This is a genomic window from Allobosea sp. Root381 (assembly GCF_001429395.1).
Taxonomy (GTDB): domain Bacteria; phylum Pseudomonadota; class Alphaproteobacteria; order Rhizobiales; family Beijerinckiaceae; genus Allobosea.
Genome location: NZ_LMJT01000008.1, coordinates 26,934 through 46,440 on the forward strand (window position 1 = coordinate 26,934; position 19,507 = coordinate 46,440).

Annotated in this window: 28 protein-coding genes; 7 read left to right on the forward strand and 21 right to left on the reverse strand. The window is 63.1% G+C overall.

Features of this window, described 5'->3' with window-relative positions:
• Window positions 1-13 precede the first annotated feature (13 nt).
• Window positions 14-181, forward strand: a complete 168-nt coding sequence (rpmG, locus tag ASE63_RS08925) for a 50S ribosomal protein L33 (protein WP_038367996.1) — start codon at window positions 14-16, stop codon at window positions 179-181.
• Between the two features lie 497 nt (window positions 182-678).
• On the opposite strand, the gene ASE63_RS08930 is transcribed toward rpmG, so the two are convergent.
• Window positions 679-918: a helix-turn-helix transcriptional regulator gene (locus ASE63_RS08930; protein ID WP_082609779.1), complete on the reverse strand. Its 240-nt coding sequence runs from the start codon at window positions 916-918 to the stop codon at window positions 679-681.
• A gap of 422 nt (window positions 919-1,340) precedes the next feature.
• Between ASE63_RS08930 and ASE63_RS27140 the strand changes: the two genes are divergently transcribed.
• Window positions 1,341-1,517: a hypothetical protein gene (locus ASE63_RS27140; protein ID WP_156410265.1), complete on the forward strand. Its 177-nt coding sequence runs from the start codon at window positions 1,341-1,343 to the stop codon at window positions 1,515-1,517.
• Between the two features lie 57 nt (window positions 1,518-1,574).
• Window positions 1,575-1,955, forward strand: coding sequence for a helix-turn-helix domain-containing protein (locus ASE63_RS08935; protein ID WP_056799800.1), 381 nt, complete (start codon window positions 1,575-1,577; stop codon window positions 1,953-1,955).
• 33 nt (window positions 1,956-1,988) lie between these two features.
• Here ASE63_RS08935 and ASE63_RS08940 read toward each other — a convergent pair whose 3' ends face one another.
• Together ASE63_RS08940 and ASE63_RS08945 are read right to left on the reverse strand one after the other, a co-directional pair.
• Entirely contained in the window at window positions 1,989-2,255 is a 267-nt protein-coding gene (locus ASE63_RS08940; RefSeq protein ID WP_056799803.1) for a hypothetical protein, read from the reverse strand.
• A 58-nt stretch (window positions 2,256-2,313) separates the two neighbouring features.
• Window positions 2,314-2,625 (reverse strand): hypothetical protein, encoded by a 312-nt coding sequence (locus ASE63_RS08945; RefSeq protein ID WP_056799805.1) that lies wholly within the window; start codon window positions 2,623-2,625, stop codon window positions 2,314-2,316.
• A 112-nt stretch (window positions 2,626-2,737) separates the two neighbouring features.
• On the opposite strand from ASE63_RS08945, the gene ASE63_RS08950 reads away from it, so the two are divergent.
• Genes ASE63_RS08950 through ASE63_RS27145 form a run of 4 tightly spaced genes read left to right on the forward strand, consistent with a single transcriptional unit; the run spans window position 2,738 to window position 5,566 of the window.
• Window positions 2,738-2,956 (forward strand): hypothetical protein, encoded by a 219-nt coding sequence (locus ASE63_RS08950; RefSeq protein WP_056799808.1) that lies wholly within the window; start codon window positions 2,738-2,740, stop codon window positions 2,954-2,956.
• Window positions 2,957-3,007: 51 nt separating this feature from the next.
• Window positions 3,008-3,289, forward strand: coding sequence for a hypothetical protein (locus ASE63_RS08955; protein WP_056799813.1), 282 nt, complete (start codon window positions 3,008-3,010; stop codon window positions 3,287-3,289).
• A 24-nt stretch (window positions 3,290-3,313) separates the two neighbouring features.
• Entirely contained in the window at window positions 3,314-4,237 is a 924-nt protein-coding gene (locus ASE63_RS08960) for an ATP-binding protein (protein ID WP_056799817.1), read from the forward strand.
• A gap of 60 nt (window positions 4,238-4,297) precedes the next feature.
• On the forward strand, window positions 4,298-5,566 hold the full coding sequence (locus ASE63_RS27145; protein ID WP_156410266.1) for a hypothetical protein: 1,269 nt from the start codon (window positions 4,298-4,300) through the stop codon (window positions 5,564-5,566).
• Window positions 5,567-5,655: 89 nt separating this feature from the next.
• On the opposite strand, the gene ASE63_RS08965 is transcribed toward ASE63_RS27145, so the two are convergent.
• The 18 genes from ASE63_RS08965 to ASE63_RS09050 form a co-directional block, all read right to left on the reverse strand.
• Window positions 5,656-6,006, reverse strand: a complete 351-nt coding sequence (locus ASE63_RS08965; RefSeq protein WP_156410267.1) for a hypothetical protein — start codon at window positions 6,004-6,006, stop codon at window positions 5,656-5,658.
• Window positions 6,003-6,350: a hypothetical protein gene (locus tag ASE63_RS08970; RefSeq protein WP_056799822.1), complete on the reverse strand. Its 348-nt coding sequence runs from the start codon at window positions 6,348-6,350 to the stop codon at window positions 6,003-6,005. Before ASE63_RS08970 ends, ASE63_RS08965 begins: the two co-directional genes overlap by 4 nt.
• Window positions 6,350-7,036: a hypothetical protein gene (locus tag ASE63_RS08975; protein ID WP_056799825.1), complete on the reverse strand. Its 687-nt coding sequence runs from the start codon at window positions 7,034-7,036 to the stop codon at window positions 6,350-6,352. The genes ASE63_RS08970 and ASE63_RS08975 overlap by 1 nt, the downstream gene beginning before the upstream one ends.
• 15 nt (window positions 7,037-7,051) lie before the next feature.
• Window positions 7,052-7,735 (reverse strand): hypothetical protein, encoded by a 684-nt coding sequence (locus tag ASE63_RS08980; protein ID WP_056799828.1) that lies wholly within the window; start codon window positions 7,733-7,735, stop codon window positions 7,052-7,054.
• Between the two features lie 2 nt (window positions 7,736-7,737).
• On the reverse strand, window positions 7,738-10,992 hold the full coding sequence (locus ASE63_RS08985; RefSeq protein WP_056799831.1) for a phage tail length tape measure family protein: 3,255 nt from the start codon (window positions 10,990-10,992) through the stop codon (window positions 7,738-7,740).
• A 466-nt stretch (window positions 10,993-11,458) separates the two neighbouring features.
• Window positions 11,459-11,767, reverse strand: a complete 309-nt coding sequence (locus ASE63_RS08995; RefSeq protein WP_056799837.1) for a hypothetical protein — start codon at window positions 11,765-11,767, stop codon at window positions 11,459-11,461.
• Between the two features lie 3 nt (window positions 11,768-11,770).
• Entirely contained in the window at window positions 11,771-11,968 is a 198-nt protein-coding gene (locus tag ASE63_RS09000) for a hypothetical protein (RefSeq protein ID WP_056799839.1), read from the reverse strand.
• Window positions 11,965-12,738, reverse strand: coding sequence for a hypothetical protein (locus tag ASE63_RS09005; RefSeq protein ID WP_056799841.1), 774 nt, complete (start codon window positions 12,736-12,738; stop codon window positions 11,965-11,967). The genes ASE63_RS09000 and ASE63_RS09005 overlap by 4 nt, the downstream gene beginning before the upstream one ends.
• Window positions 12,735-13,790: a phage major capsid protein gene (locus ASE63_RS09010; RefSeq protein ID WP_156410268.1), complete on the reverse strand. Its 1,056-nt coding sequence runs from the start codon at window positions 13,788-13,790 to the stop codon at window positions 12,735-12,737. Before ASE63_RS09010 ends, ASE63_RS09005 begins: the two co-directional genes overlap by 4 nt.
• A gap of 75 nt (window positions 13,791-13,865) precedes the next feature.
• Entirely contained in the window at window positions 13,866-14,219 is a 354-nt protein-coding gene (locus ASE63_RS09015; protein ID WP_056799847.1) for a hypothetical protein, read from the reverse strand.
• Complete coding sequence (locus ASE63_RS09020) at window positions 14,209-14,463, reverse strand: hypothetical protein (protein ID WP_056799849.1); 255 nt, start codon at window positions 14,461-14,463, stop codon at window positions 14,209-14,211. The genes ASE63_RS09015 and ASE63_RS09020 overlap by 11 nt, the downstream gene beginning before the upstream one ends.
• Window positions 14,460-14,702 carry a hypothetical protein gene (locus tag ASE63_RS27150; protein WP_156410269.1) on the reverse strand — a complete coding sequence of 81 codons (243 nt, stop codon included), beginning with the start codon at window positions 14,700-14,702 and terminating at the stop codon, window positions 14,460-14,462. Before ASE63_RS27150 ends, ASE63_RS09020 begins: the two co-directional genes overlap by 4 nt.
• On the reverse strand, window positions 14,699-15,496 hold the full coding sequence (locus ASE63_RS09025) for a hypothetical protein (protein ID WP_056799852.1): 798 nt from the start codon (window positions 15,494-15,496) through the stop codon (window positions 14,699-14,701). Before ASE63_RS09025 ends, ASE63_RS27150 begins: the two co-directional genes overlap by 4 nt.
• Window positions 15,493-15,717: a hypothetical protein gene (locus ASE63_RS09030; RefSeq protein ID WP_056799855.1), complete on the reverse strand. Its 225-nt coding sequence runs from the start codon at window positions 15,715-15,717 to the stop codon at window positions 15,493-15,495. Before ASE63_RS09030 ends, ASE63_RS09025 begins: the two co-directional genes overlap by 4 nt.
• Before the next feature lie 12 nt (window positions 15,718-15,729).
• Entirely contained in the window at window positions 15,730-15,918 is a 189-nt protein-coding gene (locus tag ASE63_RS09035) for an AlpA family phage regulatory protein (protein ID WP_056799857.1), read from the reverse strand.
• A gap of 57 nt (window positions 15,919-15,975) precedes the next feature.
• Window positions 15,976-16,479: a hypothetical protein gene (locus ASE63_RS09040; RefSeq protein ID WP_156410270.1), complete on the reverse strand. Its 504-nt coding sequence runs from the start codon at window positions 16,477-16,479 to the stop codon at window positions 15,976-15,978.
• Between the two features lie 2 nt (window positions 16,480-16,481).
• Entirely contained in the window at window positions 16,482-17,687 is a 1,206-nt protein-coding gene (locus ASE63_RS09045) for a site-specific integrase (RefSeq protein ID WP_082609780.1), read from the reverse strand.
• 769 nt (window positions 17,688-18,456) lie between these two features.
• On the reverse strand, window positions 18,457-19,488 hold the full coding sequence (locus ASE63_RS09050) for a GSCFA domain-containing protein (protein WP_082609781.1): 1,032 nt from the start codon (window positions 19,486-19,488) through the stop codon (window positions 18,457-18,459).
• Window positions 19,489-19,507 lie beyond the last annotated feature (19 nt).

Here is a 19,507-nt window from a genome sequence, read left to right on the forward strand (position 1 = left end):
CGAGGATATCCCCATGGCCAAGGCCGTGACCATCAAGATCAAGCTGCTTTCGACCGCCGACACCGGCTTCTTCTACGTGACGAAGAAGAACTCGCGCACGATGACGGAGAAGATGTCGAAGAAGAAGTACGACCCCGTCGCGCGCAAGCACGTCGAGTTCAAGGAAACCAAGATCAAGTGAGGCCGATTGGCCTAAACGCTTGATTTTGCATCGAAAAGAACCGCCCCTCGCAGGGCGGTTTTTTCGTTAGGGTCACAGTGGGAACACGAGAAAACCGCTCTGCCGGAGCCAAAATCATCCGGACATTGCGCAGTGCGAAACTCTGGACCAAGCCTGTTCTTCACTGGTCAAGGCTCGCGTTCCGACGGCGACGGTCGACCGATTTTCGCCGCTCTTTCTTACGGTCACCTCAATTTGGCGAACTGTTAACACCCCCAGCGGCCCGTTGGTCGTCACCTCCATGAATAGGCGTATTGTCTCCGTTCCTCGAAGATCAACCATCCGGATCTGGTTCGGCCAAACCCTATCGAGTGCGTCGAAGGCGCATGCTCCGAACTTCGCATAGTCGACATCGACTTGCCGGACGAGACCAGGCGTTCCCTCTGGAACAGTCGAGCATGCCGCTAAGCCCATCACCGGCAACGCGCCGACAATCGCCTGTCGGATAAGATTCCATTTCATATCTTGATCCTCACCCCTGCCCCACCCGCGCGGCATGCTTCACCTTCGGCGATAAAATCAACGCCCACCGCTTCCAACGCGGTGCGGAGCGCCCCCAAGGTGATCTCCCGTGGCTGGCGCGCGCCGCGTTCGAAATCCACGATCGTCCGCAAACTGACTTTCGAAGCCTCCGCCAGTCGCTCACGCGACCAATCGAGCATAGCCCGGGCGGCACGGCATTGTGCTGCAGTCAGCATGGTACGGTCCCTAGTTGCACTTTTTATGTTGACATACATCGAGCGAAGTCGCACGTTATATGCGTACTTAACCTTAACGGATCGAGAGGCGCAACATGACGACGAGCACCGACTCGGCGGCCGCGACCGGCTTGCCCAGGACTCGGAAGGCAGCACAGGCTGAGCTCGAGCGCCTCATGGCCGAGCGCGGCTGCGTCACACATGAGCTGCTCGGTAAGGCAGGCTACCGGCTATCTCGGCATGGGGTCTATTTGCCACCGGCAAAGCCGCGGCTTGTGCACATTGTCGGTTGAGGGACCGATGGCAACCTGGTGTGAGGCCTTCGCCGGGCTCTGGCGGCTACAGCGGCTGCTCTGGACGATCCGCGCGCTTCGGGTGAAGCTAGTGCTGCTGCGGGCGCAGCGGCGGCTATGGAGGCAGGAATGGGCGACGAGAGGCCGAAGGTCGAGAAGTGGGTCGTGAATGGCTATTGGATCTTCCGGATTGAAAATGGCCCCTTCAATGTTTCCAACCATGATCGCGACGTCGCGGGGCCTTTCGAGACGTTCGACGAAGCGACGGAAGCGGCTGAAAATTTGCCTACAGGCACCTGCCGATAGTCGCAGTGGGTCCTGAGGCCCGACGATAGCCCCGCAGCACCAGTACGAGAGTGGCGAATGACCGGCAAGTTGCTGACGATGGGGCAACTCGCGGAGCATCTCTCCGTGTCGCAGCGCCATATCCGCAACCTGATGAAGGAGGGCGCGATCGTGGGGATCAATGTCGGCACCCATGGGAGACCATCCTGGCGCTTTGATCAGCAGGAGGTGCAAGCCTTCCTGCAGCGGCGCAGGATCATCGCGCCTCAACCGAAGCCGCTGCGATCGTCGGTGAAAGCAGCGCCCCCGTTCGAATTCGAGGTGATCGACTTCCACCAGCGCCATTTGGACACCCTCTCAGCGAAGGCTGCAGCCCGAGAGAAGGCGAAGGCACAGAAGGAGGCCGATCGAGCGCGGCGCCGTCCCAAGCGGCGCGCTCCCGAGCCTGAGGGAGCATAAGCCCACGCTCTGACCGCCGAAGGACGGCCCGCTTCAGTGGACCGTAGCGAGATCGTCGTCGTCTGGCTCGATGAGCTTCGCCAGGCCCAGCTCTTCCAGCCCTTCAGTGAAATCGGCGAAGGCCGCTGCGTCTGTTGCGAACTGCTCTTGCCAGACGATTGAGCCTCCCTCCGCGTCAACGAGCTCAAGCGTCCAGCCTTCGGTTCCATCGAGTTGATAGATCTCGATCTGCACGGTGATGCCATCGGCCGTGAAGCTCTGGCTGAGGGGCGAACGCTTGATGTCTGGGTGATCGGTCATCCCGAACCGTAGCCGCCGGGAGCAGCTCGCTCAACCCGCTGAGGCGATAGAGCGCGTCCTAGGCCGGATCGACCCACTTGCCGAGCCCGGTCAAGATCTGCGCTGCGGCCTCGTCTGCGAGCCGGCTTTCCTCAGCTATTTCCTCGGCGTTCTGCGCTCGAAACTCGATCGACATTCGATAAAGCAGCCGCCCGTTCATGTCCGCGACTGTCCCGGCGAAGGCCACATGCGAACCGTCGGGCATTTTCTCGCGCAGCGCATCCGCGAGCCCGATCTGAATATCGTCGGTAGCAGCCTTCTGGCTGGGGAAGTCGTTTATTTCCTCCTGCACGTCCCCGTCGACGTCGGTGGTGATCTTGTAGCTAGGCAAGGCGGCTCCTCCATCGCCGCTGGTAACCACATGAGCCGGCAGGCGGTTCCTGAAGCTGCGCTGCTTGCCTGCCCTCCGCCCTCGTGCATCATGGCGCCGGGGATGGGGGCGTATGATGAAAGAGAGCACGTATCTCGTTCGGATCGGGCGAGTGTGCTGGTGGGGTGCGCTGGCCTTCACGGGAGGCATGGCGACCCTTGGCGTCGTGGTTGCTGCACAGGCAATGATGGGTAGGTATGGCTACGTCGACGATCTCGTCGGCGGGTCCATTCTCTGCGCAGTCGTGCTGCTGTCCGGACGGGGCCTGCGCTATGTCCTGGCAAACGAGTAGCGAAAAGCCGCGCCAGGCGCCGCCTCGCTGACCGCAGGAGCGAGCAATCCAATGACACGCAAGGGCGAACCGCTTCTTCATCCCGATGACGCTCAGCGCCGGCCTACGCCACGCCGCGGTCTGTCGCTCGCGGAGTCGGCCGACTACATCGGTGTGTCCGTCACCAAGTTCCTCGAGATGACCGCGGACGGCCGTATGCCGAAGCCGAAGGAGATCGACCGCCGGCGGGTCTATGACATCCGCATGCTGGACCGAGCCTTCGACGCACTGCCTGGCGGCGAGTTCGACGAGGAGGAGATCGCGATGCGGCCGCGGCGCGAGGTGATCCTGTGACGGGTGTCGAGCGCGAGGGGAATTATGCTGAAGCTTGAGACGACAGCCGACCTTCAGGCCGTGATCGACGGCGGAATAGGCGAGAGCCTGCATCTGGACTTCAAGCGCGGCGACGCCCTGGCCAAGTCGGATGGCAAGAAGCGCGAGATGGCGAAGGATGTCTCCGCTATGGCAAACTCCGATGGCGGCCAGATCATTTATGGGATCGATGAGGACGGCGCCGGCAACGCGACGAGCTGGGCCCCGCCAGCTGACCGTTCGATAAACGCGGACTGGATCGGCCAAGTTCTCGATCAGAACGTCAGCCCTAGGATCGAAGGACTGCGTATCAGAGAAATCCCCGCGCCTGGCAGCGGCTTGGCTTTCGTCGTCGCCGCTCCTCGAGCGATCACCCGTGCTCCGCACCAGGCTTCGGATAAGCGCTACTATCGACGCCACGAGCGCGAATCCGTGCCCATGTACGATTACGAGGTCAGGGAGGCGATGCGGCGCCTTCAAGATCCTCAGCTGTATTGCCGCTTCAGCTTAGGCATCGCGCATCCGGGGCTAATGAACAATGGCCGCGAGGGGCTTCAGATTGCCTGTCACATCGGCAACCGGTCGTCAGTTCCAGCGCTATATGTAAGCCTCTCAATTTTCGTCGATGCGCGGCTTGCAAAGGAGCAGTTCGTCGACTGGCAAGACTTCCTGGCTAAAAAGCAGACGCTTCCTTCAGGCCAAGAGGTACACCGCTTCAAGCGAGAGTTCTGCGCGCCGCGCGACTTTCCGGTATTTCGAGAATCACGGATCGAGATCAAATCTGCCGGATTTCTTTATCCTTCTTGGATGACCCCCGACGACGAAATCATTCTGGGTTATTCATTGGCTTGCCCTGGCTTTCAGATCGAAGACTATCAAGTCGCACACCGTCAGAATGGCCGTTTCGAATTCCAAGCGGCGGTGAGCTAATTCACGAGCGCGGGGAGGTCTTACTCGCGCGAAAAAATGCAGTTGGCAACGGGGGGAATTATGAACGTCGAGAAGGTCTTCACGCCAAATGATACGCCGACGATTACATATGTTGACCGAGCAGAGCATCAACTTCAGCAGACGCTTTCTGATTATTATAAGATACCGAATGTTATTGTTTCCGTTTCGGGCCCCTCAAAATCAGGAAAGACGGTTCTAATCAAGAAGGTTGTCAATGAGGAGTCGCTTATAACTATCTCAGGCTCCGGTATTGAGAGCGGCGATAACATCTGGGATCGCGTCCTGAATTGGATGGGAGCGCCGAGCGAGACAACGAGTAGCACCACCAAGGGCTTTGAAGTCGGAGGCGAGGTCGAAGGGTCAGGTGGAATCAAGCTACCGTTTATCGCTGACTTCGAAGCGAAGGCCCAGCTTTCCGGAACTCATTCCCGCGAGAAGGAAACAGGCAAGACTTTTGGACGCTCCGGTCTGGAGCAGGTCGCGCGTGAGATTGCCGGAAGTGACTACGTTGTCTTTATCGACGATTTTCACTATATTCGCCCAGAAATTCAGGAAGAAGTTGGAAAGCAGCTAAAGTCTGCTGCGGAGAGAGGCATTAAGATATTCACGGCCTCCGTTCCACATCGATCAGATGACGTTGTTAGAAGTAACCCAGAGCTTCGTGGGCGTGTTGCAGCGCTTGATATTGGATACTGGTCTCAAAATGAACTTGCGCTGATTTCGCGTCGAGGCTTCCACGAACTAAACATCGACCTTTCGCCTGAGATCGAGCGTACGTTCGCGACAGAGGCCGCCGGCTCTCCTCAGTTAATGCAAAGCATCTGCCTTAATCTCTGCTATTCTCTAAACATTCGATCAAAATTGGACAAGCACGAACGATTTGATGTCTCCCCGGGCGTCCAATCAGAAACATTACGGCGAACCTCTGCATTCACAAATTTTGCAAAGATGTTAAGTGCTCTACACCAAGGAGCAAAGACTCGGGGAACAGAGAGAAAAATCCACTCTTTAATCGATGGAACAAACGGAGATGTATATAGAGCGATACTGTTAGGCCTAAAGCAAAATCCCACGGGATTGGCTTTCACATACGACAACATCCTTGATCGTGTGCGTGCGGTTTGCACTGTCGATGCTCCAGTTGGATCTAGCATCAATTCGGCACTGGAGCAGATGGCTATCATCGCAAATGAGATTCAACCGGCAGCTAGCCCACTGTCATGGCAAGAGGACGTGCTCGACATCGCCGACCCGTACCTACTTTTCTATTTGCGGTGTTCGAACAAGCTCCAGGAGCTGGGAGCATGAGTGTAAGCATGACGTTGTCATGTGCGACCTCCGGATCATGCTGAATCTAGGCGGAAGCCTCGGTTGTGAGGATGCCCGGCGCCTGTTGTTCAGTGCAGCCCCTTCGTCTTCACCCGGCGCGCTGCACGCTTCGTCTTCCGCTCCGGCGGTGACGGCTCCGCAGGGGCCGGAGCCACCGCGGCGAGCCGCATGTCGAGGGCGATCTCCGCGACGGCCTCGGCGAAGCGCCGATTGACGTGCTCGCCATAGACGGCGAGCGCATCGGGGCCGGCGCCCTCCGACTGGAGCTGCCTCATTCTCTCCATGATGAGACGCAGCCGTTCCACTTCGAACAGCGCGACGACCACCGGCTCAGCGCCGATGCCGTTCTCCATCATCGCGCGGGCATGGCCGGCCCCCTCGAGCCGGCCGAGCGTGGCGAAATCGGCGACATCCATCATGCGGGCCATCCCATCGCCGGCAGCTCGTCCACGATCTCCGCGACCGTGGGCTGTTCGCGCTCCCCTGCCTCGACGGCAGCAAGCTCGGTGTACGCATGTGCCCACACTGCATCGCGCCAGGCGACGAACGCGGTGGCCTCCGCAGCCCATGCCGTGTTCGTCGATCCTAGATAGGAAGCGCAGGTGACGCCGCTGTCGTAGTTGCGCTGTCGGGCGGTGGTATCGATGTGCGCCTGTATCGCGCGGCGGTAGTCGTCGACGGTCAGCGGCGGCGGCCCTGGAATCGGGCCAAGCTCTTCATCGGAAACCTCGACGATTTCATCATTCTGCCAAATCAAGGGCATCAGCACCCCTCCACGACAATGCGCGTACCAACGCCGTAGAGGCCGCCGACGACGCTTGGTAGCAACTGGATGTGGGTGACAGCGCCCGCGGCGGCCAGAAAAGTGCTCAGGGCCGCGGCGGTATGGTTCGCGCCATCGTAAGACGACGAGCGCATCTGCAGGAAGCCGTTCTTGACGGCGGACCCCTGTCGGAAAAAGGCCTCCACGGCGCCCCCGACCGTTGGAAAGGCCGTGTCCATCGTCCAGCAGAAGTACCCGAACGTCGTCGTGGTCGCCGCGATCGGCGTGACGATCCCGCCCCCGTCGACGGAACCCATGTAGAGGTAATCGCTGCCCGCCAGCCAGGTTGACCCGCCGTCCTTGCTGACGCGGAAAATAGAAGCGAAGTCGTTCCCGTTTGGCGTGATCTCCCCGTCGATCCGGTAAAGACCGAAGCCTCCTGTAAGCGGAATGGTGATGGCGGAAACGGCAGACCCGGCTACGGTGCTATCGTAGACAGTCACCCACTTCTGCCCGGTGATGGTTCGGACGTCAGAGCCTGTGCCGTCCTCCGGATCGCCCTCCCCGGTCCCGGCCTTGCGAAGCTTGACCGTGCCCGCCGCCATATTGGTTAGCTTGTCGTTGGTGATGGCGTCGCCGGCGACCGTCCAGGTCGTGCTGCTCCAGTCGTACTCGATTCTAAACATGTCGTTCGCGCTCCCTTATGCGAATATTTCGGGGGAAGGAGAAACAAATTGGCCAACCTGGTCTGGCCATCTTCTGAGTATTTTTGTCGTTATACCGTCCGATGTGACTGTCGTTGCCTGAATAAAACCTGCGATGCCTGTGACTTCCACTCCCGAGGGCGTAAACCCGCGCAGTTGTCGCTGGCATTCGGCAATAGCGATGCCGAGTTCTTCGATTGAATTGGTCGGGTGTGCGGCAAGGCGCTGCCTAAAGCGTCCGTCACGTGGCAAAACCATGTCGCCCACCTGCTGCAAGGCCCAGGCGGGTGCCTCCACCCCGTGAACGGCAAGCTGCAGGTTGCGGGATGATATGCCGTAACTTTCGGGCCGCGCCCGTGCGGACGACCAGCCGCAGATCCAGAGCTCGAATTCCCCGGCATCGGCCGCGGCGATTGCTTCGGCGTGGCGTTCGTATTGACTGACGAATAGCGCACGCACCCCCGCGATCATTTCGTCGAAGGTTGAAAAGTGATGGCTGATTGCGGTGACGATCTTTTGCATGAACCAGTAGGACCCACGGGAGGAAAACACGGCGCCCAGGTGCGGGACGGGGTGCGCTTTATGCAGAAGCGCCGTGACTGAGCCGTCTGCCGCAAACAGACCGGCGTCGGTGAACATGTGCACGGCATTCGACCCGTGGACGATATTGACGACTGACATGATCAGCCCCGCAGCTGCCGGCCGGTGCTGACGGCGCGCATCGCCGTGCTCATCGAGCCCTGGCCGCGAACCATTTTCTGGGCCATGCGACCTTCGATTGCGTCGATGATGACCTCCAGAGAGCCGTCCTCTTTCTGGTGCGTCTCGACCTGTGCCGGGGTGTTGTTGGTCACATTGACGACCATCTTCGGCGCGGCCGCGTTGGCGTTCGCCGCAGGCTGGTGCGCGTAAGGTGTCGGGCTGACGTAGCCGCCGCCAGCATAACCCGGCAGGCTGCCACGGTGCATCGAATCCAGATTGCCGAGACCGATCCGGTTCACCGACGCCGCGGAGAAGACATATTCGCCGCGATGCACGATGCCGGCGGGGGTGTTCCTGCCGCCCGCGCCGGTGAACCCGCCAGATGCGAACCCGGGCCCATAAAGGCCCCCCGCCCCGCGCGAGAAGTCTGTTGCGGAACCCCCGCCCCCGCCAAACGCGCCCATCAGCGACGAGAAGAACCCGCCGTTTCCGAAGAGCCCCATGGCATTATTGCCGAAGGCCTTCCCGAAGAGGTCGTTCATCGCCATGTCCATCAGCTTGCTGGCGACCTTGTCGAGCGCGTTCGTCAGGAGCTCCGCGCCGGATGCGCCGGCACGCAAATCGGAATAGAGCCCGCGGCCGATATCGCGCCCTAGGTCGCCTATCGACCGAAGTGCCTCCTGGCTGGCGCGAAGTTCCTCCTGCTGGCGTACGAGCGCGCCATAGCCGGCGGCGGTCCGGTCGATCTGAGCCTGCAAGCCCGGCCCGATCGCGACGCCCTCGCGCTGAAGCGCGTTGATCAATTCCTGCTGCTTTGCGGCCTTCGCGATCTCCTCGACACTCTCGCCCCATGCCTGTCGCTGCAGACCGAGCAGCTCGAACTGCCGCTGCAGCTCCCGGTTCGCCGAGCCGACGACGCCCTCGATCGCGTTGAGGTCGCGGGAGGCGTATTCGTTGCGGCGGATTTCGTCCGCAGCCGATCCGCCGCCGGCGCCCGACCGTCCGCGGCCGCCGACGGGCTCGGCGTGCCAGGGTTCGGGATTGCGGGCGCGGTTGGCGATCGGGAAGTTGATGCCGAACTTCGCGGCCTCGGCTCGGACCCACGCCGGCAGCTGCCCGGAGCCGTTGTAGGCCAGATCCGCAGCGAGGCCGCGCTCGTGCTGGGACCGCCCGGGAGGCGCCGCCAGGTGCGGCTTCTCGGCGTAAAGCCTGGCCTGCTGCTCGTAGGTCCGAAAGCCGGACGTGATGGTTAGACCGGGGACAGCTTCACGGAGCTTCCGCAGGCTCTCGGCAAAAGCCGCATCTAACCCGTTCGCCGCGGCGGTGGCAGCAGGCATGGCGGGATTGACGCCACCGAACCGCTCGACGTTGTCGCGATACCGCTGCTCAATCTCCAAGCGCGACCGCTCGGCCGGACTACGGCCCGCCAGCGCCAGTTGATCACGCGAGGTGCGCAGAGCGTCCTGCGCGTCGCGATTGGCCTGCGCCTGGATCTCGGCAACGCGACGCTGAATCGCGATCTCGCGCTCGGCTGCGCTGATCTTCTCTCCCGAAAGCCGGAGCGTCTCGCGCTGCACCTCGATCGCGGTGCGCTCAGCAAGGGTCCGGGCATTGATGGCGCGGATGGTGAGCTCGTGTGTCTGGCGCTCCCGCTCGGCGTTCGGCAGCATCGTCGCCATAGCGCCGTTGACCCGATCGAGGGAGCGCGCCCAGGCATCATAGTCGCCGGCGCGGGGATTGAGCCGCATCGCCTCCTCAAGGCGGCTCCGATCCGCCGTGAGTTCGCGCAGCGCGGTGCCATACGTGTCCATGCGATCCGAGATCGCGGAGCCGCGGCGGCTCGCGTTCGCCGCTCGAGCGACCCGGGCGTCGATCTCGGCGCGCTGGCGCTCAAGCTCGACCACGGCGCCAAGCTTCGCTATCTCCGCATCGAGGCCGGCCAGGTGCTGCTGTGCTCGACCGGTCCGCGTCGGGAGCGCGGCGAAGCGGTCCCGCTGGGCCTGCAAGGCCGCCAGCTGCTGCTCCGCCGTCGCGCTGCCAGCCAGGAAGCGGCCGAGAGCATCATCGGCATCCGAAACCGACCGCTTCACGCCGTCCCATGCACGGGCGAACAAGCCGACACGGTCCGTCGAGCCCTCAACCTGCTGCCGGAAGCTCTCCAGCAGCGTGACCTGAGCGCCGAGCATGTTGCCAGCAGCCTGTTGCTCCCGAATCCACCGCTGCGCCGCCGAGTTGAGCCCGCCCAGTTTCTCGGCGAGGAGCTCCGCGCCCTTCGCTGGATCAGCGAAGGCGTTCGCCAGCTCCGTAGCGGCCTCGCCGGTCCCAAGCCCGGAGAACGCGCCGTATTGTTTGGTGAAGTCGAGCAGGCCAGGGAGCCGGCCCGGATCAATTCGACCCGTCCCCGCATAGGCCGCCGCGATCTCCCGCGCCGATGCGACGCTGACGCGGGCTGCGCCGGCCTGAGCATCAGCAAGGCGATTGATCTGCGCCAGCGTGATGCCGGAGGCCGCGCCGACACCGCGCAGCGCCTGCTCGACGTCGCGCTGGCCGGATGCATAGCCCGCCGCCGCGGTGACGCCCCACGCGCCTAGCCCGGCGCCTGCCGTGGCAACTCCCGCACCCGATAAAGCGAACCGTGCGGCACCGCTCGCCATCTGCGCGAAGAAGCCCCGCATAGTCCCGGACGTCGACATGAAGATGTCGGCGACCTGCGCGCCTTGGCTGGACAGGATGGCGAACGGGCTTTGACCCATCGCGGCCATCGTCGCGACGTCCTGCATCTGGCGGCCAAAGTTGATCATCTCATGCCGGGCCAGGCCGGTTGATCTGGTCAGGTTGTCGTTGGCGGTGACCGCCGTCTTGCCGACCGTCGTCGCATATGTGGTCGCCGCTGCGCTGTTGGCGCTGTAGCGCTGCGTCGCGGCATCCATGAGCTGCATGCGACGCGTCTCGGTGACGAGCCCTTGATCATAAGCGCGCTGCAGATCACGCTCGACCCGACCGATCTTCTCCTGCGCACGGTACTGATCGTCCAAGCTGCGCTGCACGCGATTGTAGGCGGCCTGAGCCGACAGCTGCCGACGCTCCAGCCGCTCGGTGGAGGTCGCGGCGGAATCACTGCCCCGAGCAACAGCCGAATAGGCGTCCTCGACGGTCTTCATTTTGGCTGTGAGCTGATCCAGCCCCTCGGCGACGCCCTTAACCCGGACGACGCGGACGACTTCGTTTCCGGACATTATGCGGCTCCGATCAACATAAGGTCTTTGGCGAGGCGCCTGCACGTCCCCGCGGCACGATCGACGGCGGCGGCAAGCGCGATCCGGTCCTTCAGGAAGAAGACGCTATCGGCCTGCTCTTCCCGCTCGACGCGTTGGAGCTCTGCGAGCCGGGACCGGGCCGCGAGGTAGTCGACAACGATGTCGCTCTCGATCGCTGCAACTGGCCTCCCAGCAGCCCGGCGAAGTTCGCAAACGCGCCTAAACGCGCTCTTTTCCGACCTCGACAGACCACGAGGCGGAGCTGGGTCGCGGTCCGCTGCCGATGAATCCTCCGATATCTGCGGCATTCTCGGCATCACTCATCCTTCAGCATCGGCTAAAAATCGCCGGGAACGGCCTTCCGCTGTCCATAAAATCGGCGGTCTCCAGGGCTAAAAACGTTCTGGAATTTCCGGGGACCGACAATTTTTTCTGCGAACGAGACCTAATGCGGTGGACTTTCCTTCGACCCGTTTCTGGACGTCGATGCCCCCCCGTCACCCGGCCGCCGCTCGCCTCGTCCCGGCTCTGCCTTGAACCAAGGAGCGGCCGGCTGCCCCATGAAGGCGCGTACGCTGAGGATGGCTTCGACACGCCAATGCTGGGCCATTGCGCTGACCCTGCGCCGGGCTTCGTTGACGACGTGACCCGGCAGGCCCGGCGACAGCATCTCGTCGAGCAGGTCAGCGGCGTAGCGGTCGACCGCGGCAACAACCATGGCTTCGGCCTCAGCGATGGGCGTGGTGATTTGCATGGATCAACCTCCTTCGACGGCGAGCCGCAGGACGCAGGCGGGGGCGGCGTCGCGCCAGCGCTTCAACTCCGCGCGGGTCTTAGCCATGGCGGCGGCGCGCTCCGTCTTGCTGGCGCCGGCTATGTCGAGCTGACGGGATTTGCGGCGCAGCGCTTCCTGGACCATCGCATCGAGCTTGGTCTCCATTGCCTCGATGGTCATGGTCGAGCGTCCTTCCCATCCTTGCCGCGCTTGATCGCGAGCTGCCACGCGGTGGGCGTGCCCGGCGCCTCGCCTTCCTTCGCCTCGCGAAGGGCGATCCAACCGGAGCCTTCGAAGGTGACGAGCGCGCCCTTCCGATAAGTGACGCCGGACCGCTGCCAGACGCCGCAGTATAAGATCCCACCGGCCTCGAGCTCGGCCACCCTGGCGCTGAGGGCGTCGAGCTTCCTGCCGCTCGGCGTGGTGTCGCGCTTCGCCAACGCCATCTCGAGATCAGCGCAGCGCTGTTCCAACGCATTGATGCGGTCGACGGCCCAAGCGGTGCGGACATGGTCGATCGCCGATAGCTCGACCAGCATCTCGGTGGCGGCCCCGGCTTTGCGGAGCATTCCCAGCCACGCGCTGATCTTGGCCGTTGTCGAGCGGAAGAGCTTGCTGCGTTGCTCCTTCGGCAGAGCGGAGGGATAGTCGGGGACGTCCGGGAAGTCTCCCTCTGGCAAGGGCGCTTGCTTGACGGCTCGCGCGGCCGGCTCTGGCACGGCTTCCGCCGGTTTCGGCTTGCCGAAGTCCTCCGGAAGGCCGGCGGTCAGGTTGGCCTGACGGGCCTCCAAGTCGTGAACCTGGCGCCAGAGCTCTTTCGCGGCCCGGTCGTGGGAGTTCGCCAAGGTGAGGTTGAGGCCCGCCGCATAGGCCGCCGCGTCGCTCTTCCGGGCGCGTGTCCGGAGGTCCGTAACTTGGTCGCGGATTTCGATGAGGCGGGCAGCTGTCATGACGCAGCGCCTCCCCAGTTGACGCCCGACAAGATCGCGACCGCGTTCGAGCGATAGCGCTCCAGCCCGAATGTCATGGTGGCAAGGATGCCGGTGCTGTTGGTCTGCCAAAGACTGACGAGCTCGGCAGCGACGTTCTCGGGATCGTCCCGCATCGCGACCGCGGCCTGCCCCGACGAACGGATGGTGATGTTCTCGATCTCTCCGACGAGCCCGCCGGCGTCGATCAACATCACCGTGCCGGGCGCGACGGCGTCAGAAACGAGCGCGGGCAGTCCGAGGATTTCGCCGCCTCGAGGGGTCATCTCGGGGAACGCCAGGGCGCCGGCGAGACTCGTCATCGTGGCGGCGGCATTCGCGACACCGGGGGGCATCGCCCAGTAGAGCGCAGGGCTTGCGCCGGTGACGTTGACCACGTCGAGCAGAGTGCGCAGATCGACGAGCGCGGCCTCGGCGTCCGTGCCGGTCGCGGCGATCGGCGAGACCCCAGATCCAGCGATGCTGATGAACTGGCCGTCAGCCGCTGCGGCGGCGCCCTTGCGCAACTCGCCCTCGATCAGCATCAGCGCCGCTGGCGAGGTTCCGACGATAGCCTCCTGGCTGAGTACGACGAGCGCCATAGCCTTTTGCGGAGCTAGCGATCGTGATGCCAGCGTGATCCTGCTGACTGGGGTCGGCGCGCCCTCCGAAACGATGGTGCCGGTGATGTTGGCTGTGACTGCTCGGATCGGCCTGCGGAGCGGGGCTCGCGCCATGCCATTGTCGAGGAGATGCGCGAAGATGGATCGGGATCGCAGCGACGCGAGAAACGTCGCCGAGACCTGAGCATAGGGGCCGAGGTCCTCGATCGTGGTCGCACCGACAGCGGCCTTAATCATCGAGACGAGAGCCGGCGAGGCGCCGAGGCCTTCAGCGATCGCGCTGGCAGAACCACCGCCCGCCGCCGTCTTCGCGGTGACCATGGCGAACATCGCGAGGTCGGAGATTCCGCGGGTCTGCTGAGCCTCTCGGTCGCGGACCATGCGGCTCGTCAGGTCAGACAGTCGTTGCAAGGGCGTCGTCCTCCGTGTTGGAAGACGATGGCGTCGGCGTGATGCGGCAAACAATGCGGTTGGCGGGTTTGGCGATCAAACCAGCAGTTTTTCGACCTTCCAGACACGCCCGGTGCGCTCTTCCGACATGGATTCTACGCGGTATCCGGCGATCGGAGCGGCGGCCAGCTTGGCGAGTTTCTTTCCCAAACCTCGGGCGCTGACACGTCCGCAGGCGCCTTCGATCGCGCCCAAGAGGGCCGGCTCGGCTTGCTCTCCGTGTCGAATCAGCTCGCGGACGGTGAACGGCAAGCCATTGGTGTGCTCGCCGATCGCGCTGACGAGGCGATGCGCCGGCGGCACGGCGAAACCTGCCTGATCAAGCCGATCCAGCCGAGCGTTCACGGCGCGCAGTTCGGCCAGGATGAGCAGCGCGACATCATCGCCCATCACGGCCTCCGACCTGCTCGAACACAGCCGGCGCACCAAGCGACGCGATCAGCATGGCCGTGCGGAACTCGGTGAGCTCGGCGACAAAGGCGGCCGTGGTCACGCTGGCGCAGGCCTCTCGCGTGCGGCCGGCGATCACCCACGCGAACGGTCCAGGCAGCGGATAGGGCTTGCACCAGAGCACAGCCGTGCTGCCTTCGGTGGTGCGGACGAGGTGCCAACCAGGTTCGAAGGCGGCGCTCATCGGCGAGCTACCTCGAGCGGCCCGCCGGTGTAGCTGCCGGGGCTGGCCGGGTGGATCGCCGGGAAGCGCAGGATCGGCGCGGGCGGGATCCGCCTCTCCATTCGAGCAACGGCTATGTCGTAGTGGCGGAGCGGATGCAGTCGCTCATACCGTGGCAGCGTCTCGCGACGTGCTCGGAAATCGACAACCGTCTGAGGTCGATCCGCCCAGGCGAAAAGGTCGGTGGGAATGTCGTTCATGCCGACGCCCTCCGCTCGATCGCGGCGAGCGCCAACCTGCGAGCGTTGTCGATCTCGGCACCGATCGACGACGCGCCGAATTTCGATGAACGATCCAGCAGCATCGTCAGCAGCGCCGCCGGCACATTGTCCGCCAGACAACGCCCCTCTTCAATGTCGCCAGCGCCAAGCCGAGACAGGAAGTTTCGAGGGATCACCACACCATCAGGATCGACGTCATCCCCCTGGAGATATCTGGATTCCTCGGCAGCCCTATATGAGGGTGTTTCTGTTGAGGGTGTAATGAAGGTGTACGGGGCCACCTGCATGGCCGACTGTCGGCTATCCACATGGCCGACTACTCCGTCACCCACATGGCCGACTACATCGTCCGGCAGTCGGCTATCTGTATGGCCGACTACAGCCTTCCGAGCGCGCCACGCCAAGGTGGTTCGGCGTCTCTTCTGGATGCGTTCGGCGCGAAGGTCCTCTAGCCCGTTCATCAGCGCCATACCCGCGCTGAGGTCGATGGTGTATTCCGTCGCTCGGTTGCCGGATCCGGGCTCAATCTTCCAGTACCCGAGCTGCTGAAGATGGCGCCTGTTCGCCTTGCAGGTCGAGCGGCCGCCGCAGCTCTTAACCTCCGCCATGATCGTCTCGTCACCGATGACGGCAACGCCAGTCCGTTCGTTCATCGCCCGCAGAACTCGGACGAACATCCTGAACTGGCCATCCGTGACACGACGATCGGCGCATATGCGGTGCTGGAGATCGAGCTTCCGGGAGGTGAACGACTTCGAGGGCGTGTCTTTCACAGTGCGCCCTCCAGCGAGGACAGCCGGCGGCCGATCAGCGCGACAAGCAGCTCGACCTCGGCAGGCTCGCGCTCCTGCAAAGCAGCCTGCTCGCGGATGGTGTCCGGCCGCGGCTGCAGTCCCAGGGCGCGGATTGTGCCGATCGTCGCGTCGACGTTCGCCAGCGTGTCGTGGTCAGCGAGGAGCCCGTCGAGCTCTGCGGGGGAGAATGAGGAGGCCATGCGCGTGCCACCTCACGCTGCCGTAGCCTGGCGCGACGAGAGCCACGCCTCGACCTCTGACTGCTTCCAACCCGTGGCGTGGTCGGTGATCTTCACCGAGGCAGGGAACTTCCCAGCGCGGATGAGGCGCCAGACGGTGGTTCGGCTTAGGCCGGTCGCGCTGTGCACGTCCGGCCAGCGGAGGATCTTGTCATTGAGCATTTCGGGCCGCTCCTGTGTTTCGAACGGCAACAGAAATGTGCAGAGATTTTCACCGTGTCATTCGACTTCTGAGGGGGCCCCAAAGGTCAACTTTTCGGCTTCCGCGGTAATAAATGCCTCATGGGCATCAAGAACCTGCTTCTTAGCGGCGCCGAAATTGCTTGCCTCGATAGCGAATTCCCAAGCGAAAAATGCGTAAGTTGGATCAGGCTTATGCCCACGCCCAATCCGACGGGCAGCGCTCTTACCAAGGGCAAGCCTCTGCTCACGATCGGACGGCCGAGTGCGAGACCACCGGCCATCCTCGCCGACAATGTCGCTGCTCGCTATAAACGCGAGGAAATCGAGAGGTACGTCACTACCCAGAATGCCGGAGAGAACTCTAAGTTCGGCAGCGAAAGCAGAGAACCGGACTGGATGGGCGAGCTGCTTTCGCTTTTGGTCGGCACGCCGCCGATCGAGCATCCAGTGGTTTTTCGCCAGCTGTTCAGCTCGCCACTCGTTCCACATTGCTTCGTAATAGCGAGACGTCCCAGCCTTGGGAGGCTTACGCGTTTCCATCGTCAGCGCCCCCGCAGCGCGACGACATTATCAGGTACCGGCCGCTCGGTTAGCACCGCAGCTATGCACTGATCCAGCGCCTCCAGCGCCCGCTTCTTCTGCGGCAGGAAGTCGTGTCGATCATAGGTGCTGCCTGTGACCGTGGCCTTGATGGTCGAGCCGTGGTTGAGGACATAGGCGATCGTCAGCCGATCTATCTCCAATCGCGACATGATCGTCGCCGCGGTCCTGCGGAGGTCGTGCGGCGTCGCGGGCCCCTTCAGCACGCTCCGGGTGCGCTCAAATGCCTTTGCGAGATCCTGGCTGGTCGGTGCATTTCCCTTCGTGGTGGAGAATATGTGCCCTGACCGCTTGCCCTCGCAAAGACGCGAGACGATCGCCAAGGCCTCGCCGACGAGCGGCAGAACATGAGCCGCTTTCGTCTTCACCCGCTCCGCTGGAATACGCCACAGTGCTTTGTCGAGGTCGATTTCCTCCCGCGACATCCCTGCGACCTCTCCCGGCCGCGCGCCCAGCAAGAGCACTAAGCGAACGAGATCCGCATAGCGCGGCGCCGTCTCGTTAAGGCCGGCCCACAGCGCGCGAATCTCCTCGTCGTCGAGATGGCGCTCCTTGGCTTTCTCAGTGCCCCGCTTCTTCAGACCTCGGACCGGATTGTCCTTCGCGAGCCCTTCCGACACCGCCCAGGAGAAGACCGAGCTCATCACCGACATGACTCGGTTTGCAACAATCGGAGCACGTTTCGCGACGTCGTCGAGCAGCACCCCGACTTCTGGGCGCGTGATCTCGTCCACACGTCGGTCGCGGAGTGTCGGGAGCACGTCCTTATCTAGAAGCTGCTGATACTCGCGGGCGGATCGGATCTTCGTCCCGTGGTTGGACATATATCGCTCCACGAGCTTCTCGAAGGTCAGGGCGTCGCGCCGCACCTTAGCCTCGAGCACAGGGTCGCCGCCGTCCTGCACTCGCCGGCGAAGCGCCAGTGCCTTATCGCGGGCGTCCGCCAACGCCCACGCCGGATAGTCGCCGATCGTGTATCGCTTCTGCCGCGTCTCACCTTTCGGCCGATAGATGAAGCTCCACGACTTTGTGGTGGGGCTCACCCGCAGGCATAACCCTCGGGCCTTCGCGTCATAGATCACGAGGCGCTGACCGGGCCCTGCCTTGAGCCCGCGAACCTCGACGTCGGTAAGTGAGCGTCCAGCCAAGTTTGAACTCCGATCACCCTCGCCGGATCACCTCCGGGTCACAGAGAATCGGTACTGCATGAAACGATATGGCGCAATATGGAACACAAATTTCTCTGTGTTCGCAGCGCCTTGAGTTGTTCAATTCGTTTCTAGCGTTTTCAGGCTTTTGCGCCGGGAAAGTTACCAAGATCAAGTGAGGCGATAACGCCCGATTTTTGGTTTTGAGTTGAGAAAGACCGCCCGCTCGCCGGGCGGTTTTTTCGTTTGGGGTGAAGCTGCAGCCCGTCAGGGCTCGTTCGTTTCGAAGCGAGAGCAGAACTGTCATGAAGCTCGTGGCGGCGAGCGACATGCTCCTCGCCCATCTCGATCCGCATTGAACCTAACCGGACGCGCCGCGTTCTTTCCAGCGCGCAACGGTTACCTACGACCTGGCCCTGCCGACTTCGGCAGGGCCTTTTTCGTGCAGTGCCAAGCATGAAGCCCTTGAGCAGGGCGGCGCCAGCGCAGAGGGCTTCTGTCGGCCAGCCACGTTTTTGGCGGTGATGCGGCGGAACCTGGGCGGTGCCTTCGCGGTTGAATGGAGCAAATCCAACCGCAGGAGGCGACAATGGGAATTCTCGAAATCAGCATCGTCATGGCCTGCGCTTCGGCGATCGGCTTCTACATCGCGGACGATCAGGGGTGACGGCACGGCCTGCAACAGCCGAATGAGCGTCTGGCCGACAGGCCCGACGTCTCAACGGAGCTGAAGCAAGCCGCCTCGACAGAGGCTGATGCAGCGCTGAGATCAGGCGGCGCGCTGGGCGACGTCTTCCAGATAGAAGCGCTGGAAAGCGCCCATCACCGCCGCGACCATGTCGCGCGAGACATGGAGCTGGTCCTCCTCATAGGCCAGAGCGCGCGGCGAGTTCATCACCATCTCGTAGCTCGGGAAATAGTCGACATAGTCGAAGCGGCGATAGAGTTCCTCGGTCACGGCGCGCAGCACCGATTTCGAGCCGCTGTTGGCGACGATCACATCCGCATCCTTGAAGGTCGCGCCCAGCGGCACCGGCGAGACGGTGACGATGAAGCGCATGTCGGCGCGGCAATGCGTGCGGATCAGCTCGATGATCTCGAGCATGTCGGTCAGCGTCGCGTCATAGCCGTAATCGACGAAGCGGAAGCGCTCCGGCATGCGCGCCAGCCAGTTGACGCCCGGATGGACGTTCATCGCGAGGCCGGTCTGCGAATCCAGCCAGGTCTCGGTCAGCCCCAGCGTGAAGAAGCAGATCCGCGCATCCTTGATCCGCGCGCTGGCGGCGGCAAGCCGCTCGCGATTGGCGAAGGCGCGCTCGCGCGGCAGCAGCCGCAGGCCGCTGGCATGGGGATCGAACCACTGATCGGGGGCAAGCTCGACCATGCCCTCGTCCGGGTAGCTCTCGTTCAGCAGCACGCGCTTGAGCTCGTGGTTCATCGAGCGGACCGAGTATTTGTTGAGCGCGCCGCGGCTGAGTTCGCCAGCCGCCGCGCCGCCGCCGCGCTGGGTGGCGTCGCTCCAGCTGTCGAAATCCTCCGCCGGTGCGCCATGCCCCTTCAGCACCAGCGGCAGGCCGCGCGACATCAGGACGTTCTCGACGCTGCGCGCGAAGCAGGAGCCCATCGTGAAGATCGGCCAGGACGGGTCGATGGCGAATTTCGGCTTGTGATCAAGGTTCAGGAAGCTGCCGGTCGTCAGCCGGTCCCTGGCCATCCGGTCGGGCTTCCCGGAAACCCAGCCTCGCACCGGATTACCGCGCATGATGGAGAGCGCTGTGCCTGCGTCGTATTCGATCCGCATCGTCGACTCCTGCCTCCAG

Excerpts from the sequence above, each read along its gene's own strand:
- ASE63_RS27145 (WP_156410266.1), top strand. The coding sequence starts at position 4,298 with ATGAACGTCGAGAAGGTCTTCACGCCAAATGATACGCCGACGATTACA.
- ASE63_RS27140 (WP_156410265.1), top strand. The coding sequence starts at position 1,341 with ATGGGCGACGAGAGGCCGAAGGTCGAGAAGTGGGTCGTGAATGGCTAT.
- ASE63_RS09015 (WP_056799847.1), bottom strand. The coding sequence starts at position 14,219 with ATGGGCGATGATGTCGCGCTGCTCATCCTGGCCGAACTGCGCGCCGTG.
- ASE63_RS09000 (WP_056799839.1), bottom strand. The coding sequence starts at position 11,968 with ATGACCATCGAGGCAATGGAGACCAAGCTCGATGCGATGGTCCAGGAA.
- ASE63_RS09050 (WP_082609781.1), bottom strand. The coding sequence starts at position 19,488 with ATGCGGATCGAATACGACGCAGGCACAGCGCTCTCCATCATGCGCGGT.
- ASE63_RS08930 (WP_082609779.1), bottom strand. The coding sequence starts at position 918 with ATGCTGACTGCAGCACAATGCCGTGCCGCCCGGGCTATGCTCGATTGG.
- ASE63_RS09020 (WP_056799849.1), bottom strand. The coding sequence starts at position 14,463 with ATGAGCGCCGCCTTCGAACCTGGTTGGCACCTCGTCCGCACCACCGAA.
- ASE63_RS08935 (WP_056799800.1), top strand. The coding sequence starts at position 1,575 with ATGACCGGCAAGTTGCTGACGATGGGGCAACTCGCGGAGCATCTCTCC.
- ASE63_RS09035 (WP_056799857.1), bottom strand. The coding sequence starts at position 15,918 with ATGCTCAATGACAAGATCCTCCGCTGGCCGGACGTGCACAGCGCGACC.
- ASE63_RS08995 (WP_056799837.1), bottom strand. The coding sequence starts at position 11,767 with ATGCAAATCACCACGCCCATCGCTGAGGCCGAAGCCATGGTTGTTGCC.
- ASE63_RS08985 (WP_056799831.1), bottom strand. The coding sequence starts at position 10,992 with ATGTCCGGAAACGAAGTCGTCCGCGTCGTCCGGGTTAAGGGCGTCGCC.
- ASE63_RS08960 (WP_056799817.1), top strand. The coding sequence starts at position 3,314 with ATGCTGAAGCTTGAGACGACAGCCGACCTTCAGGCCGTGATCGACGGC.
- ASE63_RS08950 (WP_056799808.1), top strand. The coding sequence starts at position 2,738 with ATGATGAAAGAGAGCACGTATCTCGTTCGGATCGGGCGAGTGTGCTGG.
- ASE63_RS08970 (WP_056799822.1), bottom strand. The coding sequence starts at position 6,350 with ATGCCCTTGATTTGGCAGAATGATGAAATCGTCGAGGTTTCCGATGAA.
- ASE63_RS08940 (WP_056799803.1), bottom strand. The coding sequence starts at position 2,255 with ATGACCGATCACCCAGACATCAAGCGTTCGCCCCTCAGCCAGAGCTTC.
- ASE63_RS08955 (WP_056799813.1), top strand. The coding sequence starts at position 3,008 with ATGACACGCAAGGGCGAACCGCTTCTTCATCCCGATGACGCTCAGCGC.
- ASE63_RS27150 (WP_156410269.1), bottom strand. The coding sequence starts at position 14,702 with ATGAACGACATTCCCACCGACCTTTTCGCCTGGGCGGATCGACCTCAG.
- ASE63_RS09005 (WP_056799841.1), bottom strand. The coding sequence starts at position 12,738 with ATGACAGCTGCCCGCCTCATCGAAATCCGCGACCAAGTTACGGACCTC.
- ASE63_RS08965 (WP_156410267.1), bottom strand. The coding sequence starts at position 6,006 with ATGATGGATGTCGCCGATTTCGCCACGCTCGGCCGGCTCGAGGGGGCC.
- rpmG (WP_038367996.1), top strand. The coding sequence starts at position 14 with ATGGCCAAGGCCGTGACCATCAAGATCAAGCTGCTTTCGACCGCCGAC.
- ASE63_RS09030 (WP_056799855.1), bottom strand. The coding sequence starts at position 15,717 with ATGGCCTCCTCATTCTCCCCCGCAGAGCTCGACGGGCTCCTCGCTGAC.
- ASE63_RS08980 (WP_056799828.1), bottom strand. The coding sequence starts at position 7,735 with ATGTCAGTCGTCAATATCGTCCACGGGTCGAATGCCGTGCACATGTTC.
- ASE63_RS08975 (WP_056799825.1), bottom strand. The coding sequence starts at position 7,036 with ATGTTTAGAATCGAGTACGACTGGAGCAGCACGACCTGGACGGTCGCC.
- ASE63_RS09040 (WP_156410270.1), bottom strand. The coding sequence starts at position 16,479 with ATGGAAACGCGTAAGCCTCCCAAGGCTGGGACGTCTCGCTATTACGAA.